This window comes from Halomonas sp. 7T (assembly GCF_025643255.1).
In the GTDB taxonomy this organism is placed as follows: domain Bacteria; phylum Pseudomonadota; class Gammaproteobacteria; order Pseudomonadales; family Halomonadaceae; genus Vreelandella.
The window spans coordinates 1,295,764-1,313,750 of the sequence record NZ_CP087112.1; the positions used below are offsets into that span (position 1 = coordinate 1,295,764).

15 protein-coding genes are annotated in these 17,987 nt (G+C 52.5%); 12 read left to right on the forward strand and 3 right to left on the reverse strand.

All coding sequences use genetic code 11. The annotated features are described in order from the left end of the window. Positions 1 to 12: 12 nt before the first annotated feature. Genes tolA through LOS15_RS05975 form a run of 5 tightly spaced genes read left to right on the forward strand, consistent with a single transcriptional unit; the run spans position 13 to position 4,704 of the window. On the forward strand, positions 13 to 1,194 hold the full coding sequence (gene tolA / locus LOS15_RS05955; protein ID WP_263068796.1) for a cell envelope integrity protein TolA: 1,182 nt from the start codon (positions 13 to 15) through the stop codon (positions 1,192 to 1,194). Next, positions 1,194 to 2,480, forward strand: a complete 1,287-nt coding sequence (gene tolB, locus LOS15_RS05960) for a Tol-Pal system beta propeller repeat protein TolB (RefSeq protein ID WP_263068797.1) — start codon at positions 1,194 to 1,196, stop codon at positions 2,478 to 2,480. Before tolA ends, tolB begins: the two co-directional genes overlap by 1 nt. 45 nt (positions 2,481 to 2,525) lie before the next feature. After that, a complete protein-coding gene (gene pal, locus LOS15_RS05965) occupies positions 2,526 to 3,068 on the forward strand; it encodes a peptidoglycan-associated lipoprotein Pal (RefSeq protein WP_263068798.1) in 543 nt (180 codons plus the stop codon). 46 nt (positions 3,069 to 3,114) lie between these two features. Beyond that, positions 3,115 to 3,909: a tol-pal system protein YbgF gene (ybgF, locus tag LOS15_RS05970; RefSeq protein WP_263068799.1), complete on the forward strand. Its 795-nt coding sequence runs from the start codon at positions 3,115 to 3,117 to the stop codon at positions 3,907 to 3,909. Positions 3,910 to 3,942: 33 nt separating this feature from the next. Further along, positions 3,943 to 4,704, forward strand: a complete 762-nt coding sequence (locus LOS15_RS05975; protein ID WP_263068800.1) for a YciK family oxidoreductase — start codon at positions 3,943 to 3,945, stop codon at positions 4,702 to 4,704. 54 nt (positions 4,705 to 4,758) lie between these two features. Here LOS15_RS05975 and LOS15_RS05980 read toward each other — a convergent pair whose 3' ends face one another. Both LOS15_RS05980 and ubiG read right to left on the reverse strand, forming a co-directional pair. Then, the gene (locus tag LOS15_RS05980) at positions 4,759 to 5,463 is read right to left on the reverse strand and encodes an HAD-IA family hydrolase (protein WP_263068802.1); all 705 of its coding nucleotides are present in this window, start codon (positions 5,461 to 5,463) and stop codon (positions 4,759 to 4,761) included. Further along, positions 5,464 to 6,207: a bifunctional 2-polyprenyl-6-hydroxyphenol methylase/3-demethylubiquinol 3-O-methyltransferase UbiG gene (gene ubiG, locus LOS15_RS05985; protein WP_263068803.1), complete on the reverse strand. Its 744-nt coding sequence runs from the start codon at positions 6,205 to 6,207 to the stop codon at positions 5,464 to 5,466. 218 nt (positions 6,208 to 6,425) lie between these two features. Here ubiG and LOS15_RS05990 point away from each other — a divergent pair, with 218 nt between their 5' ends. From LOS15_RS05990 to LOS15_RS06015, 6 genes are read left to right on the forward strand one after another with little or no spacing between them, the layout of a single operon-like run. After that, on the forward strand, positions 6,426 to 7,724 hold the full coding sequence (locus LOS15_RS05990) for a nucleotide sugar dehydrogenase (RefSeq protein WP_263068804.1): 1,299 nt from the start codon (positions 6,426 to 6,428) through the stop codon (positions 7,722 to 7,724). 2 nt (positions 7,725 to 7,726) lie between these two features. After that, positions 7,727 to 8,560, forward strand: coding sequence for a hypothetical protein (locus LOS15_RS05995; RefSeq protein WP_263068805.1), 834 nt, complete (start codon positions 7,727 to 7,729; stop codon positions 8,558 to 8,560). A 42-nt stretch (positions 8,561 to 8,602) separates the two neighbouring features. Next, positions 8,603 to 10,459 carry an autotransporter assembly complex protein TamA gene (locus tag LOS15_RS06000; RefSeq protein ID WP_263068806.1) on the forward strand — a complete coding sequence of 619 codons (1,857 nt, stop codon included), beginning with the start codon at positions 8,603 to 8,605 and terminating at the stop codon, positions 10,457 to 10,459. 48 nt (positions 10,460 to 10,507) lie between these two features. Beyond that, positions 10,508 to 14,476, forward strand: a complete 3,969-nt coding sequence (locus LOS15_RS06005) for a translocation/assembly module TamB domain-containing protein (protein WP_263069647.1) — start codon at positions 10,508 to 10,510, stop codon at positions 14,474 to 14,476. An 11-nt stretch (positions 14,477 to 14,487) separates the two neighbouring features. Continuing rightward, complete coding sequence (msrA, locus tag LOS15_RS06010) at positions 14,488 to 15,108, forward strand: peptide-methionine (S)-S-oxide reductase MsrA (protein WP_263068807.1); 621 nt, start codon at positions 14,488 to 14,490, stop codon at positions 15,106 to 15,108. Positions 15,109 to 15,125: 17 nt separating this feature from the next. Then, the gene (locus LOS15_RS06015) at positions 15,126 to 15,638 is read left to right on the forward strand and encodes a c-type cytochrome (protein ID WP_263068808.1); all 513 of its coding nucleotides are present in this window, start codon (positions 15,126 to 15,128) and stop codon (positions 15,636 to 15,638) included. A gap of 76 nt (positions 15,639 to 15,714) precedes the next feature. On the opposite strand, the gene can is transcribed toward LOS15_RS06015, so the two are convergent. Then, complete coding sequence (gene can / locus LOS15_RS06020) at positions 15,715 to 16,362, reverse strand: carbonate dehydratase (RefSeq protein ID WP_263068809.1); 648 nt, start codon at positions 16,360 to 16,362, stop codon at positions 15,715 to 15,717. A gap of 156 nt (positions 16,363 to 16,518) precedes the next feature. Between can and gorA the strand changes: the two genes are divergently transcribed. Then, positions 16,519 to 17,904, forward strand: coding sequence for a glutathione-disulfide reductase (gene gorA / locus LOS15_RS06025; protein WP_263068810.1), 1,386 nt, complete (start codon positions 16,519 to 16,521; stop codon positions 17,902 to 17,904). The last annotated feature ends 83 nt before the right edge of the window (positions 17,905 to 17,987 follow it).

The window sequence follows — 17,987 nt, forward strand, 5'->3', positions numbered from 1 at the left end:
GGTAACGCACCGATGGCTGCCGAAACTCATCGAGACCCTCAAGACGTTGGCTACACGCTTCCGGCTATTTTGGCCATTGCGGTGCATTTGATAGTGGTCGTGTTTAGCTTGATTAGTTTGCCAACCTCGACGTCAGAGCCCGACTCTTCTTCGATTGTGCAGGCGACGCTTGTCAGCACCGAAACATTTACGGATCAGGCGCAGCAGATTACTGAGCAACAAGCAGCCCTGAGCAGGGCAGCGGAAGCTAATGAAGCTGAACCAACGCCGGAGCCGGACCCAGAGCCTTTGGGTGAACCCTCGCAAGAGGCTGCTCAGCAGCAAGCAGCTGAAGAAGCAGCTCAGCGTGAGGCCCGGCAAGCCGAAGAGCAGCGTGCTCTAGAAGAAGCCCAAGCCCAAGCTGAAGAAGCGGCGCAAAGGCGTGCTGAGGAAGCCCAGCGCTTAGCAGAAGAACAGGCAATTGAGTCAGAAGCACGTGAGGAGGCGCAGCGCCAGCGTGAAGCAGAAGAGCAGCGTGCTCGTGAAGAGGCTGAAGCCCAGCGCCAGCGTGAAGCAGAAGAGCAGCGTGAGCGAGAAGAAGCCGAAGCCCAGCGCCAGCGCGAAGCAGAAGAGCAGCGCGAGCGGGAAGAGGCAGAAGCTCAACGCCAACGCGAGGCAGAAGAGCAGCGCGAGCGGGAAGAAGCCGAAGCCCAGCGCCAGCGCGAAGCAGAAGCTCAGCGTGAGCGGGAAGAGGCTGAAGCTCAACGACAACGGGAAGCCGAAGCTCAACGCGCCAGAGAAGAGGAGGCGCGGCGTGAGCGTGAAGCCGAAGAGCGTCGTGCGGCGGAAGCCGCTGAAGCGGCTATGCAGCGTCAGCTAGCGGGTGAAGCGGAAGCCGCAGCCAATGCACAGCAGGCACAGCAGGCGGCTAATAGTTTCATTAATATTGTCCGCCGCGCGGTGGAACAGGCTTGGATCATTCCGCCAGGTGCAAGTAATGCGATGAGTGCTACGATTCAAGTAAGGCTAGGGCCATCAGGTGAACTGCTGGCAACCTCTATCGTTACCTCAAGTGGCGATAGCACGTTTGACCGGTCTGCGATGCAGGCCGTTGAACAAGCTGCACCTTTCGGCGAGTTACGAGACTTACCCGCCGATCAGCAGCGTAATTTACGCCAATTTAATCTGCGATTTACCCCGGGGGATGTTCGCTGATGCAAACCTTTAGCAAAGTGTGGCTGTTTTGCGTATTGCTTTTTGTCAGCAGTGCCGTGCAGGCAAACCTTACCATTGAAATAACGCGTGGAAGTGATCAAGCGCTCCCCATTGGAGTCGTACCTTTTGCTGGCGGCGACAATATGCCAGAAGACATTGCGCAAATTATTCATGACAACTTAGAGAGAAGTGGCTATTTCTCGCCACTAGAACGTAACGCTATGTTTGACCGCCCAAGTCAGGCAAGCGAGGTAGCATTCGGCACATGGCGCTCGCTGGATGTACGTTACTTGGTGGTAGGGCGCGCACAGCAAACGGGCAGCGGCTATCAACTGCAATTCGACTTAATGGATATTAGTGGTCAACGCCGCATAATGGGCGAGACAGTCACTGCCGATGCCAATGACCTACGTGGCGCAGCGCACTACATTAGCGACCAGATTTTCGAGGCCATTACCGATATCCGAGGCGCTTTCTCGACGCGCATTGCTTATGTAACCGCTCAAGGGCTAGGCGACAATATGCAGTTCGGACTGTATGTCGCTGATGCGGATGGTCGTAATAGCCAGCAAGTGCTCACCTCAGATCAGCCGATCATGTCACCTTCATGGTCACCAGATGGTAGAAAGCTTGCCTATGTCTCTTTTGAGACCGAGCGTCCTGCTATTTATATTCAAGACGTAGCGACCGGACAGCGGGTGCAAGCTACCTCGTTTGAAGGCATTAATGGCGCGCCGACATGGTCGCCCGATGGTCGCCGTCTTGCCATGTCGCTTTCCAAAGACGGTCAGCCGGAAATTTATATCTTAGATGTGGCTAATCGCTCTATTGAACGCATTACGCAGAGCAACAGTATTGATACCGAGCCTGCTTGGTCACCTGATGGCCGCAGCCTTATTTTCACCTCTGACCGCAGCGGTGGGCCGCAAATTTATCGCCACGTATTAGGTAGCGGTGAAACAAATCGCGTGACGTTTACGGGCAATTACAATGCTCGTGCACGTTACTCGCCAGACGGTGAACAGATATTTTTAATTCACCGCTCAAGCCGTGGATACCAAGTAGCACGTCAGGAACTCGATGGTGGTCGCTTAGTTGTGCTAAGTGAATCAACAAGAGATGAATCGCCTAGTGTTGCTCCGAACGGGACCATGGTAATCTTCGCTACCCAACAGGGTAACAATGGGGTGCTGAGTGCTGTATCGGCCGATGGTCGTTCGTCATTTAGATTACCCGCAGCACAGGGTGATGTCCGCGATCCCGCGTGGTCACCTTTCTTAAATTAAAATTGAACTGCATTTGTTTTCTGTTTTCAGGCAAGGAGTCTGATTATGCAACTTAAACCGTTGGCTCGCTCATTGGCAGTGGCGTTATCTATCGTAGTTATCGCTGGCTGTTCCAGCACCGGCGGAACCCAAGATGGTGACTCCTACGGCAGCCAAGATGGCAGCAGCATGGGATCCACTTCGGGTGTTGGCACGGGTGGCCAATACGGCTCCACATCAGGCGCTGGTGCAGGTGCTGGTCAGCAAGCCGACTCACGTATCCCTGAAGTACGCACCATTTACTTCGATTTTGACCGCGATACTATCAAGGGTGAATACGAATCAGTGGTGATGGCGCACGCTCGTTACCTGCGCGCTAATCCCAATGCGCAAGTTGTACTTCATGGCCATACTGATGAACGTGGTACGCGTGAATACAACATGGCACTGGGTGAGCGTCGCGCAGGAGCTGTACAGCGTTTCCTGAACATCCAAGGGGTATCCTCTTCACAAATGAGCGTAGTTAGCTACGGTGAAGAGCGCCCAGCCGCAAGCGGACAAACTGAGAGCGCGTACTCACAAAATCGCCGCGTTGTCTTTAATTATTGATGGCATTGGCGTGCTAATGACACGCCAATAGCGTAACGGAGTCATCATGAACCACAGTCTCAAACGCTATTTTGAGAGGCTGTGCGGTGCGGGAGCCATAGTGCTCCCGCTGTCCGTATTGCCCCTGGCTGCTGTGGCTCAGCAGCCGCTTGTTCAAGACCTTTCATCGGGCTCTTCCAGTAGTTTTTATCAGCAAACCCAACGACAAGAAGCCTCGGCTGGAAACCTGGTACTTTTTAATCAGGTGCAAGAACACCAGCAGGAAATTCAGCAGTTGCGCGGGCAGATTGAAGAGCTTCGCCACCAGCTGGAGCAACTGCGTCGCCAGTCGCAGCAGCAGTATCTCGACATTGAAGACCGCTTAATGAGCAGTGGCCCCAGTCAAATCGAGCAATCCACTCCACAGGTCGAGCCCGAGGCGGCAGAGCAGGTAGTAAACGCCCCCTCTGTACGCAACGTTAGTGAAGAAGCGCAGGCGGATTACCAAGCGGCCTTTGCCCATGTGCAAGCAAGACGCTTTAGCGACGCTATTGCTGCTTTTGAAGCATTTGTGGCTGACCATCCCGACAGTAGTTTGACCGCCAATGGCCACTATTGGCTGGGTGAACTTTATGCTGCTGAAGGCGAACTAAGTTCAGCGGATGAAGCCTTTAGCCGTGTAATAGAGCAGTACAGCAGTAGCAGCAAAGTGCCCGATGCACTTTACAAACTTGGGCTTGTAAAAGCACGCCAGGGTGAGGCTGAGCGCAGCAGAGAACTGCTGGAGCAAGTACGCGATGACTATCCGCAAAGTAGTGCTGCCGGTCTCGCGAATGATTTTCTCCGTCAGTCTGCTGGATAGGCCTGAACTATTTTTTCGCTTCAAGGAAACCTCATGAGCTGCAAAATCGACTATCAACCAACGGCCAACCTGTTAGAAAACCGCGTCGTGTTGGTAACCGGTGCGGGTGACGGTATTGGCCGCGCTGCGGCGCTAAGCTATGCCCGCCATGGGGCAACGGTTGTGCTATTAGGGCGTACCATCGCAAAACTCGAAAGCGTTTATGATGAAATTGAAGCGGCAGGTGGCCCGCAGCCGGCCATTTTTCCGCTGAACTTTGAGGGCGCATCTCTCAAAGACTTTCATGATATGGCTGAGACGCTGGATAAAGAGTTTGGGCGCTTAGATGGGTTACTCCATAACGCCGGGTTGCTAGGACGCATTACGCCTTTTGAGCAGTATAATCCCGAGCTCTGGGAACAGGTAATGCAGGTAAACATAAACGGGCCGATTTGGATGACACAGGCATTATTGCCACTGCTTCAGCAATCCAAAGATGCATCAATTATCTTTACATCATCAAGCGTCGGCCGCAAAGGAAGAGCTTATTGGGGGGCCTATTCAGTTTCCAAGTTTGCCACTGAAGGCTTTGCGGAAGTGTTGGCAGATGAGCTGGAAAACCAGTCGAATATTCGCGTTAATACACTCAACCCTGGTGCCACACGTACACAAATGCGACGCACCGCCTTTCCAGGAGAAGATCCTGCGACGCTGCGTACGCCTGAAGATATTATGCCAACATACCTATGGTTAATGGGACCAGACAGCACGGGCGTTAGCGGCCAAAAACTTGATGCCCAGCCACCCCGCGTTTAAAAGCTCAGTCAAAAAAGCAAGACTTGCAAGGTGCTCTAAACGTTTATTGCTTATTTAATGTTGAGCAATGCGGTGAAATGCGTTTAGAGCATCGACTAAATCTTCACAGGTTTCAAACCAGATATCGGCGGGCCACTGCTGGTAATTATCTTCTTCACTAATATAGCCGTAGCCAACGGCGACGGCCGTCATCCCTGCTGCTTTAGCTGCATCTATATCACGTACGTGATCACCAACATACCAGCACGCCTGTGGAGTAACGCCAAGGCGCTGTGCAGCTTCCCACAGTGGCTCAGGCGAGGGCTTCTTAACACTCAGGTCATCTGCACAAAGTAGTGCACCTGGCTTTAAGGCTAAGGCCTCAAGCAGAGGTAGGGTGTAGCGTCGCGGTTTATTGGTAACAATACCCCATAACCGCGATTCTGCATGCCAGCGAGTGAGCCACTGATCTAACGGTTTAAATACCTGGCTATGAACTGCTACTGCTTGTTCATAGGCGTCTAATAAATATTGCCGGGCGGCATTATGTGCCTGAGTCCCACTTTCAAGGCCAATCGCCAATGTGACCAGAGCACTGCCCCCGTTAGACACTTGCCCCCGGATTTTCTCGAACGCCAGCGGCGCCAAGCCGTGATGTTGCCTTAAGGCATTGGTCGCTTGCGCTAAATCTGGCGCGGTATCCACTAACGTGCCATCTAAGTCAAAAAGTATCGCCTCTGGCGCTGTTTTTGAAACTGCTCTCGAAAATGTCGTTGGCATCTATTGGCTCACCTTGCGGCAGTACATCATGTAGTTGACCGATACATCATGGGCAACCAAGCGATAACGCCGTGTTAAGGGGTTATAGGTAAGCCCCGTTTGCTCCCGTATTTCCAACCCGGATGACCGAGACCAAGCAGCCATTTCAGAAGGGCGGATAAATTTAGCGTAGTCATGGGTACCGCGGGGTAATAGCCTCAACACGTACTCGGCGCCTAATATGGCAAACGCATAAGATTTGGGGGTTCGGTTTAAGGTTGAGAAAAATACATAGCCGCCTGGACGTACTAGACGGCTGCACGCTTGAATGACGGAGGCTGGGTCAGGAACGTGCTCTAGCATCTCCATGCAGGTAACAATGTCGAAGTCGCCTGCCTGTTGATCTGCCAATGCTTCAACACTGACGTTTCGATAGTCAATCTCAACGCCGCTCTCTTCTGCATGTAAGCGGGCAACCCCCAAGGGCGCCTCACCTAGATCAATACCCGTCACCTTGGCACCCCGGTGCGCCATAGACTCGCTTAATATGCCGCCACCACAGCCAACATCCAGTACCCGTTTGCCAGCCAGCCCTGCACGGGCGTCAATAAAGTCAAGTCGTAAGGGATTAATCTCGTGCAGTGGTTTGAATTCACTTTGTGGGTCCCACCAGCGACTGGCGAGCGCTTCAAATTTAGCCACTTCCGCTGCATCGACGTTGCCTTGATAGCGATTAGCAGTGCTATCCTGAGGTGACGCTTGCATATTTTGCACTCCTTAACCTGAAGGGGGTTTGTCTATCTACTTGTGCTGGGATGTTATTGCCTTCGCCTGACGGGGGATCACGTGCAAGGTGGCATCCGGCTCATCGTTCAGTATTATGTCATTCTAAACACTCCTTGGGTGGAACGCATGAAAAGGAACTTTGCATAATGTATAACGGCCTATTTTTCCGAACATTATCTTGTCGTGGAGTGTAAACGATGCGCGTATTACTCCACGGTAGTGAATTAAGTGCCGCGACGGCTGCTGCTGCACTAGCCTGGGTGGGTCATCACGTAGACTGGCTGCTGCACGAAGATGCCCAATGGTCTGCACTTTCTGGTGAAGACTGGCTACGTCGTGAACCAGAGCTTATGACGCATATTACTCAAGCCTTCGCCAACGGTACGTTGCGAATTATCGAAACGCTTGAACAAGCCAGTACACCCGATGTGGTATGGCTAGCATTATCCCCCGGACAGCGTCAGTCAGCTAATACGTTACTCCAACACCCTATTTTTGCGTCTCACAGCGGTGCAGTGCTGATCAATAACTCTACGTTCCCGGTAGGTGAAACTGAGCGTCTTCATGCGGTCATGGGCGCACAGCATAGTAGTGTTGCGCTGCCAGACACGCTTGAAGAGGGCCGAGCGTGGACATCGTTTACCCGCCCTTTGCGGTGGTTGTTAGGCTGCGATGACGCGAGGGGTGAACAGATAACCCGCGAACTCTTACGTGCCTTTAATAGGCGCAGCGAGGTGTTCCAGCGGATGCCCTGCAGAGCAGCTGAGCTGACCAAACTTGCCATCAATGGAATGTTAGCAACACGCATAAGCTATATGAATGAAATTGCAGGCCTCGCCGATACCCTCGGCGTTGATGTAGAGCATGTTCGCCAAGGGATGGGGGCGGATACCCGCATCGGGTTTGAGTATTTATACCCAGGCTGCGGTTTCGGTGGGCCTAATTTCTCTCGTGATTTAATGCGTTTAGCCTATGTCCAATCAGCCAGCGGCAGATATTCGGCGCTGCTTGAGCAAGTCATGGATATCAACGAGCAGAAAAAAGAGACCTTGTTTAGAAAGCTATGGTCTGTCTTTGAAGGTGACTTAGCGGGAAGAACTATCGCCATTTGGGGGGCTGCTTTTAAGCCTGGCACCGCACGTATTGACCATGCACCGGTATTAACGCTACTGGAAGCGCTATGGGCGCAGGGTGTTAAGGTGAGACTGCATGATCCAGCGGCGATTCCAGCCTTACACGCCGCCGTAGGTAAGCGTGACGATCTGATCACGTTTGAGGAAGACCCCTACGCAGCGTGTGAGGGCGCCGATGCACTGATGCTGGTCACAGAGTGGAAATCCTATTGGAACCCTGACTGGCATCGTTTAGCCTCGTTACTAAGTGCTAAGTTAGTGCTCGATGGGCGCAACATCTACGACCCGGCCTTTGTAGCAAGCTGCGGCCTACGCTACAGAGGGATCGGGCGCCGTGCCGACCCGACGACTTTCGAGGAATAATCATGCCTAATAGCACTTCGTCCCAGCGCATTGTTCCCGATGTGGATCAAAGTCTGACCGCGCAACACTTGCGTTACCGCAAGGGGCCAAGGCTATGGCCTCTGTGGTTAGTGATGACAGCCATCGTTATGGCACTGGGTGCTGCGGCAGTGGGTCTCTGGTACGAGCGCGAGCGTTTATTAAACGACCTTCACCGCGTTAGCGGGGAAGTATCAAACATACACGCCAGGCTGGACTCGGATGACACAGATGCCCAAGATGCGATAACCTTTGTACAGGCTCAGATGGCAACACTCTTTCAAGAGCAGGAACAGCTGGCTATGGCCGTCACCAATACTCGTCAAGAGCTTTATGGTTTGTTAACGGCCAATGAAGAGCTTGTTTCAAATGATGCGGTAAGCTCGCTCTCACAGTCTCTCGAACAACTTCGTGAACAAGCCAGCCTTCGTGATGGGCAGTTGGCGGCTATTCGCAGCTCCTTAGAGGCACTGGAACAGTCGGGTACATCAGGGCGGCAGAATCTGCTTGAGGAGGTTTCTCACCTTGAACAGGATACAGCTCAGCGCTTAGCAGTGCTTGAACGCCAGCTGGCAGCCGAAAGTGATGAATTAGAGACGGAATTTACCCGCTGGCGTGAAGCTGTAGATCAGCGATTAAGTACGCTTTCTTCAACCGTCGAAACACTGAATACGACTGAGTCATCGGCGGCGAGTCAAGCATCACTGGATGCGTTAGAACAGCAGTGGGCACAAAAAATCAATACGTTAGAAAGCGACATTCGGCAGGTACGCCAAGCACAATTAGCCTTTAGTGCGCAGATGGAAATGCTCCGGTAGAAAATATCTATCGAATTGCTGATTTAGTTAGGGATAAACCGTATGGGAAAACAACGGCGATGGCTGGTAGCCAAAAAATCAGCCTGCTTAATGGCACTGCCTTTCTTGACGTTGAGTCCCACTTCATGGGCATTAAACGCTGCAATTAGTGGTGTCAGTAGCCCAGTTGAGAACAATATTGATGCTTATCTACAAAGCATTGATGAAGAGCTCTACACCGACGTTCGCCTGGAAGGAGAAATTAGGCAACGGGCGCGTGAAGCCATGCGTGTGTTTGGTTATTACGAACCTGAGATTACGGTGGATCTGAATCAAACGCCGGTGTCAGTTCAAATAGAGCCAGGACCTCAGGTTAGGATTGAGGTGTTATCGATCAATATTGCAGGCGATGCGCAGAGCGATCCCCCTTTTCAAAACGCCCTCAACAATTTTCCTTTACGTGAGGGTGATGCACTACAGCATGCACCCTGGGATCGACTGCGTAACCAACTGTCAGGCCTCGCCATTGAGCGAGGTTACTTTGATTGGGCGTTTGCTGATCGCAAGATGGAAGTCAGGCCTTACCTTGAAAGCGCTCGCCTCTACATGGACTTTAATAGCGGGCCTCGTTATCGATTTGGTGAGACGTCTATTGTCGGCAGTCACATTGAGCCTGAGCGTCTGCGTCAGATGCAGACATTTGAAACCGGCGCCCCCTATCTAGCGGAATCCTTAGCCCGCTATAACCAGCGTCTAGCAGAGACAGGGTGGTTTAGTTCCGTCAGCGTACGTCCCCGGTTAGAAACCGCTCAAGAGCTTACTATCGCGCCCTTTGCTGGCGGTGCTCCTTGGTGGAACGAAGCGACCGCTTCTCAGCCCCAGCGACCCCGCCTCTCCAGTGCGGCACTGGCCAGCGCCTTGAGCCTTAACCGCCGCGATGAAGACGATACACGCCTACCCATTGATGTCAGCGTTGAACCCGCTGATCGCCATCAGTTTGAGGTGGGTATTGGCTTCGCGACAGATGTCGGGCCTCGATTACGCTTTGGCTGGCAACAACCTTGGATCAATCGCTTTGGGCATAGCCTCAATCATGACGTGTATATTTCCGCACCTGAACAGCGTTTTACCGGTGTCTATAACATTCCGTTGGAAGACCCTATCCGCGATAACTACCGCCTTCAATATGGTGTGCGCAACCGAGACGATGGCGACACACAGTCGCTGGAAGGTACGGTTGAAGTCGCTCGCCGGTGGGAATTTGAGAATCGCTGGGTGCAAACGCTTTATTTTAGAACCACGTTTGAAGATTTTACCCAAGGCGGGGTGTCCGATGACGCTTGGTTATTTTATCCGGGGATCCAATGGTCTCGAACGCGAACACGGCCACAGCGTTTTCCACTATGGGGTGACCGCCAGCAGCTTTCCATCGAGTACTCTGACCCGGCTTGGGGGTCTGACGCCCAATTTGCTCGCGTAACAGGGGATACGGAGTGGATCCGCACGATTGGCAATGACAACCGGTTCTCCGCAAGGTTGAGCATTGGTGCCATAGAAACCGATGACTTTGATAAATTGCCACCTTCTCTGCGTTTCTTTGCTGGGGGTGACCGCAGCGTACGGGGTTACTCGTTTGAAAGTTTATCGCCCAAAAATGAAGAGGGGCGTTTACGTGGCGGGCAGCAGTTACTCACCTCAACGGTTGAGTACCAGCGACGAGTGACGGGAGATTGGTGGGGCGCCACGTTTGTGGATAGTGGTGATGCCTTCGACAACTGGGGGCCAGAAGATCTCAAAACCGGTGCAGGGGTGGGGGTACGCTGGATTTCTCCCGTAGGCCCTATTCGTTTTGATGTCGCGCACCCTTTCGATAGTGAAGATGACTGGCGTGTGCATTTTTCCATTGGCCCTGAATTCTAGGAGAGCAGTTTGTCTAAGGTTGAAACAGCGGCTTCTGTACGCCGCCAGATGCTCTCACCTAAGCGGCGCCTTTGGTTAGCGGTGTGGAGTTTTATACGCTTATTAATCGTGTTACCTCTTTGGTTGATGGGCCTCGTCGCGCTGCTACTGGGCGTGGCGCTTTCACCTTGGGGCACTGAGCAGCTATTTTCACAAGGTGAGCAGCGCGGTTATTTTACGTTTGAGCAGCAGGATGGCGCGCTTCTGGATCGCTTTACGCTCCAGGGATTCCAGCTTGATATCGGTGATACACATGTCCAAATTGACAGCTTCGAACTTGCCTGGGCAGATGACTGTGTTCTTTCGGGACGCCTTTGCCTGGATCTGCTACGCATTAAAGGTGCCGATATCCGGCTGGGGAGTGGAGCAGGCGCCTCAGAAGAAGAGGCGCAGGATGCTAGCGAGCAATCCCCCATACAGCTGCCATTCCCTATTGAATTGCGTGCTATTGAAATCACTGATGTTCAAATCCAGTTAGCCGACGGAACTCGCGTTACCTGGGATGCGTTTACGACCTCGGTGATCGCAGAACAGAGTGACGTGCGCGTTGCAGCCACTGAGCTTGTGGGGCCAACCCTGTATCTCCCCCCGTCGCCTGGCGTTCAGCTGACTCAAGGCATCGATACGCCGCTGATGGCCGAGGGTATTGATGGGGCTGTCGCTGCTGCGCGTCCAATGACTAACGATACTGCTGTTGCTCAACCAAGTACCGCACCATCCGATGAGCGGTTAGCACTGCCAGAAATTACCCTACCCATAGACCTTCGCCTTGAAGCCTTAACGGTGACTGACTTTCATCTGGAAGGTGCGTTTGACTACCGTGTTGAACGCCTAACGCTGAAAGCTGAAACTCAAGGCAATCAGATAACGATTAATCAGCTAGACGTGCTAACTCCCGATGCGTATGCATCGCTGGCCGCCCAGTCTTCATTAGAAGGGGACTATCCGCTAGAAGCACGGTTAACCGCAGAGCTTTTCCTACCCGAACGCTTCCCAGAGCTTGAGGGAGAAGAACTGGTACTTGAGCTATCGGGTAACCTTGCCGAGCTTTACGTTGATTTAGCAGCAAGCGGGCAGGTGAATGCAAACCTAACAGCCCACGTTGACGCTTTGTCGCCAACGGTTCCCTTTGAAGCTCGCCTGCAAAGTGAGCGCTTGCAGTGGCCACTCACTGAAGCCAGTGATAGCGAGCAAGAGGTCTATTCAGTCGATGCATTCGACCTTGCTATCACGGGTAGCTTAGAGGCGTATCAACTTTCACTTGCGTTTAACGCTGAAGGGCCACAAGTACCCTCTACTCAGGTAAATATTACCGGTGATGGGAACCTTACGTCGTTTCGTTGGGAGCCACTCACGCTGCGCATTGATGAGAGCCTGCTCCACAGCGAAGGGCAAGTAAACTGGGAAGCGCCGCTGCAGGTTGATTCACGCATCCGCTTAGAGCAGTTTGATCCTTCGCATTTTGTGGATCAACTTAATGGCAATTTGACGGGTGACATTGCCCTAAACGTGCGCCAAGTCGACGACTTATGGGAAGTAAACATTCCTGAGCTTGCCATTGACGGAGAGCTGCAAGAGTATCCACTCACGTTACAGGCAGCCTTGGAGGCGAATAGTGATCTTGACGTTAATATTCAAGAGCTACTATTTACCCAAGGAGAAAACCAACTGACCGCCCAAGGTCAAGTCAGCCAAGAATCGATGTCGTTAGACGCTAATATCGCCCTGCGTCAGCTACAAACCCTGCACCCTGACTTGGCCGGCACACTAACCGGTAGCATACAGGCGAGCGGCAGCTTTTCTCAGCCATCTCTGGTCGCTCAGCTGTCTGGACAACGTTTGCGCTTTGCCGAGAACCGGATAGAGCAGCTGTCACTTGCCGCAGATGTCACAGGCATCGATGATCCAAGTCTTGATATTGAGCTAGATCTGCAACAGATCAATGCGGGAGGCCAGTCGCTATCCGGGGTGGCGCTAGCGTTGAGTGGCCGTTTATCCCAGCATACGCTGACAATAAACGCTCAAGGCGAACCCAGCAGTGCGCTTAGCCGAGCACAGCTTGGTATTAACGGTCGATTTGACCAGCAGACCCAGCAGTATCAGGGTCAATTGACGCCACTGGAAATCGACTCCGACGGAGGAGACATTCGCCTGGAAGCGCCGCTCGACCTAGGTTACAACCTTGTTAGCGGACAGCTGCGGGTTTCGCCATTCTGCCTGCGTAGAGAGCAGGGTGGGCTCGTATGTTCCGAAGAGGCGATTGATGGCTCGGCTGAGCAGGGGCGTGCTGTTCTCACCGTGCGCGAAGTACCCATGGAAATGCTGGAGCCCTTCTTACCCGAAGAGTGGCGTTTTGAGGGCGATACCACCGCCGATGTGACGGCCTCTTGGCGCCAAGGGGGAGCCCAGTGGCAAGCCGATGTGCAACTTCTCAGTGAATTAGCTATCACGGCTGTTAATGATTACGGCCAGCCAGTCCAACTGCCTGTCATTAGCGTCAATGCGCAGATAGACGCTAACCAGGCAAGGGCAGACGCTGATATAACGCTATCACTTTCAGAAGCGGGCGAGCTTTCACTCAACCTTTCCGTTAATGATCCAGTGGGTGAGGGAGCACTTGCAGGTGAACTCCGTGCGAACAATATCTCGCTCGAACCTTATCGCCCTCTGTTAGTGGGCATGGATCGCTTAGAGGGCAACTTGAACGGCAGTGTGCAAATTAGCGGCACTACCCAGCAGCCAGATTTACAGGGGGAGATGGCCTTGCGCCGTATTCGTGTCCACGGGTCTGAGATACCCGTTGATATTCAAGACGGTGCATTAGTCGTTGCCTTTGATGGCGAACAGGGGAGTATCGATGGCTTCTTAGCCGCCGAGCGCGGCCGACTCAATATTACGGGTGACGCTTACTGGCCCACCGGCGACAACTGGCGAATTGGGGTCGATTTAAGCGCCACCCAAGAGCCCTTGCTCGTCGCGCTACCGCAATTCGGGCGTTTAGAGGCGGCACCTGATATCCGGATCAGAGTAACACCTGAATTGCTGCAAGTACGCGGCAATGTGGATATCCCCTGGGCACGCCTGGAGATCGGCGAAAGGTCTCCTTCAGCGATTTCACCCAGCGCTGATGAAGTTATCATCACCGAACGCGATGATCGTGAAGCCGAGCGCTTAGCTCAGCAGCGAGCCGACAATGGAGAGCCGAGCGCCGCTGAGGAGCTAGCCCAAACCGGTATGGCCCTCGACATCCTTATTACGCTGACGCTGGGCCACGACATGCTGTTTTCAGCCTATGGGCTTGAATCTGGTTTAGGCGGTACATTAGAAATCCGTCAGGATAGCGGCGCGTTGCAGCTGTTCGGGGATGTGAATTTAGTGGACGGACGTTTTCAAGCCTTCGGCCAAGACCTGCTAATACGCCGTGGGCAGCTACTCTTTAGTGGCCCTCCCGGATTACCCGTGCTGGATTTTGAAGCTGTTCGTAATCCTGAAGTGACAGAAGATGACGTTATAGCCGGCCTGCGGGTGACGGGCAATGCTGAAGAGCCCAACGTATCTATCTTCTCAGAACCGGCCATGGATGAAACGCGCGCTCTCTCTTATCTCTTGCGTGGACGCGCCCCTGATGCCTCTGGTGGAGGAATAGATAGCGCTTTAACCACGGCACTTATTGGTATGTCTTTGGGTCGTACAGGGGGCGCCGTTGGCTCTATTGGCCAAGCGTTTGGTATCGATGACTTAACACTAGACACCACCGGTGCTGGTGACGAGAGCCAAGTAGCTGTCAGCGGTCAGCTAACCGATGATATTCGTATTAGCTATGGCGTGGGTATTTTCTCACCCATCGCCGAATTAACACTTCGCTATACGCTTTGGCGTAATTTATATGTGCAAGCGGTTTCTGGAGCCAACCAAGCGGTGGACTTGATCTATACGTTTACCCGATCCGGCGACCCCTACATTTACCCACGGGATTGAGAAAAGACACGATGGCACTATTTTCTGACACGACAACGGTACTGCCTGGTCGCGATACAGCAATCGAAACCAGTCAAGCACATACTATTAATGGCCACTCCCTTCATCCCCCTTTTCCGGAAGGGCATGAAGAAATCGTCCTAGGCATGGGGTGCTTTTGGGGAGTCGAGCGTCTATTTTGGCAGCAGCCAGGCGTTTATGTCACAGCGGCGGGGTACGCGGGAGGCTCAACGCCTAACCCAACGTACCAAGAAACCTGCACCGGTCGCACAGGGCATACTGAAGTTGTCCGAGTCATCTACAACCCAAACCAAGTCACACTTGAAACCTTGCTGCAAATCTTTTGGGAGCAGCATGATCCTACCCAAGGTAACCGGCAAGGTAACGATATTGGCAGCCAATACCGCTCAGCTATTCTTACTACCACCGATGCACAACTCGACGCTGCTAAACACAGCGCTGCCGCTTATCAGCAAGCACTTAATCGCTCCGGCAAAGGGGCTATTACCACTGAAATCAAACCGCTGGATACTTTTTATTACGCTGAATCATATCATCAGCAGTACTTGGACAAGAATCCAGGCGGCTACTGTGGTTTGAAAGGTACCGGTGTCACTTGCCCCATCGGATGAGTAGGAGTCAATCCATAATGCCATGTTTAGCCCGTTACACTCGACTAAGCGGCTTGATTGCGGCAGTGGTCATGTCCTCTGCTCTCGCTTATGCAGCGGACGAAGAGGAGGCTTCCCACGTACCGCCAACGCTAGAGAGCTCCCCCTTTACTAGCGAACGAGAAGCCGTTACGTGGCGTCAAAATGAGCTAAAAGATTTGGAGCGTCTACTGCGACAGCTCCGGTTTGATTTGGTTAATAATCGCGATGCACGAGGTGCGGCGCCACGCTTAGCTGAATTACAGCAGCATGCAACCCCGGAATATTTTCTGCCTGCATTTATAGAGGGTACTGGTGGGCGCGGCTCTGACGCGCGCCCAGAAATATGGGAGGAGTGGGACGATTTTATTGCTGGCTTTCAGGACCTAGAGCAGAAGGTGTCAGTTTTGGTCGAGGCCGCTGAGCAGGAAGATTACCGTGCCGCTACACGCGCTTTTTCAGAATTGAGCCTGAGCTGCCGTAGCTGCCACCGTGCCTATCGGTATAAATAACGTTTGATCGTATTGATGGGTTTACACATTAATACGATCAAACGCCGGGTTAACACGGGATGGTGAGTGTTTAGTGTCAGTCCTCAGATTGAAGACGATCAATGCGATAGAGCGTTTCTACTTGGCTAAGGCCATTGATAGTGCATTTTAAATCTTTAACCCGGCCATCGCTCAATCCATAGACCCAGCCATGCACTGAGATACTCTGACCGCGCTGCCATGCTCGCTGAAGTATCTTAGTGCGGCAAAGGCTATTCACTTGAGCTTTAACGTTCAGCTCACACATGCGATCGATTTGCTCTTCCATAGGCAGATGCTCAAGCGCATCACGGTGACGATTGTACTGCTCTCTAACAGAGTGAAGCCAGTAATCCACCACACCACACTCACCGCCTGTGACTGCTGCCTTAATACCCCCACAACCGTAATGGCCCACAATCATCACATGGCTGACTTTTAGTACATCAACGGCATACTGCACCACAGAAAGCGCATTCATATCAGTATGGTGGAGCAGGTTAGCTACGTTGCGGTGGACAAATACCTCACCCGGCGGTAGTGAAATAATCTGGTTGGCAGGAACCCGGCTATCAGAACATCCAATCCATAAATAATCAGGATTCTGTTGATTGGAGAGGCGCTTGAAATACTCGGGATCCTCTTTGCACATGCGCTCCGCCCAGGCACGATTATTTTCCAGAAGCGTCGCAATAGGGTCAGACATTGAATCTCCATAGGATGGCATCATCAGGTTGTAGGGTGCTGGACGCGAAATGACAGCGTTATTTTAGAGCAGGAGGTTTTAACCTTCTGAGAATATAAGGTCAATTGCCAGTTTAGCGCTAGCATGATCGCTAAGCGCTGTAAATAGGAGTCCACTATGTCAGCTGATGCTGAGTTTGAATATGATTTATTCGTTATTGGCGCGGGGTCTGGTGGTGTACGCGCTGCCCGTATGGCGGCTGCCGCGGGCGCACGCGTTGGCATAGCAGAAGACCGCTATTTAGGCGGCACCTGTGTCAATGTGGGATGTGTGCCCAAGAAGCTTTACGCTTACGCATCCCATTTTCACGATAGTTTTAGTGATGCTGAAGGATTTGGTTGGCAAATGGCTGGGCCAGCCACGTTTAACTGGGCTACCCTGCGTGACAATAAAACGAGTGAAATCAAACGGCTGAATGGCATATACCAGCGAATGCTTGAAGGCGCGGGGGTCACGCTTATCAATGCAAGGGCAACGCTAACGGGAGCGCATACCGTTTCATTGCTTAGCTCAGACGGTAAGCAGCTACAAATTACGGCCAAAAAGATTTTATTGGCGACAGGTGGTTGGCCTTGGGTGCCCGATTTTCCAGGGAGCGAACTCGCGATCAATTCAAACCAAGTGTTTGACCTGCAGCGCTTTCCAAACCGCTTTTTAGTGTTAGGCGGTGGCTATATTGCTGTTGAATTTGCGAGTATTTTTAATGGCTTAGGCAGTGAAACGCACCTGATTTACCGAGGCGAACTCTTTTTGAAAGGCTTCGATCAAGAAGTGCGCGAATTTACCCGCGAAGAAATGGCTAAGAAGGGCGTTAACCTCCATTTTAATACCAATATCGAACGAATCGAGCCTAACGGCACTGCATTGAATGTGTACCTCACCACAGGCGAAGTGGTGGAGGTAGATGCTGTTCTTGCAGCGACGGGGCGTAAGGCAAATACAGAAGGTTTAGGGCTAGAGGCAGCGGGGGTTGCGTTAGATGCTAGCGGCAAAATAGCAGTTAACGAGCGTTATGAAACCTCGGTACCCTCTGTCTTGGCATTAGGTGACTTAACGCATGGGCCTGAGCTAACCCCTGTCGCCCTGGCCGAAGCGATGCAATTGGTTGACATGCATTTTAATGAAGCCAAACCCAAACCACTGGACTACGCCACTATTCCAACAGCCGTTTTTTGCCATCCTAATATCGGCACAGTCGGGCTTTCAGAAGAAGCGGCAAGGGAGAAATATGCCAGAATCCGCGTTTATCGCACGGACTTTAGGTCGATGAAACATACGCTCTCTGGCAATACGGAGCGTGTATTGATGAAACTTATTGTCGATGATGCATCGGACATCGTGGTCGGCGCGCACATGGTGGGAGAAGACGCCGGAGAACTCATTCAGGGCATAGCAATAGCCGTTAGGGCGCGACTGACCAAGCATGATTTTGATACTACCGTGGGGATTCACCCAACGGGTGCTGAGGAGTTCGTCACGATGAGAACACCGTCACGCTACTAAAATGATGCGGCCAGTCTGTTTGGCGAGCGAAAGCTCGCCTTTTTTATCTCGCGCTGTCTGAACGTTGCTCTAAACTTTTAAAA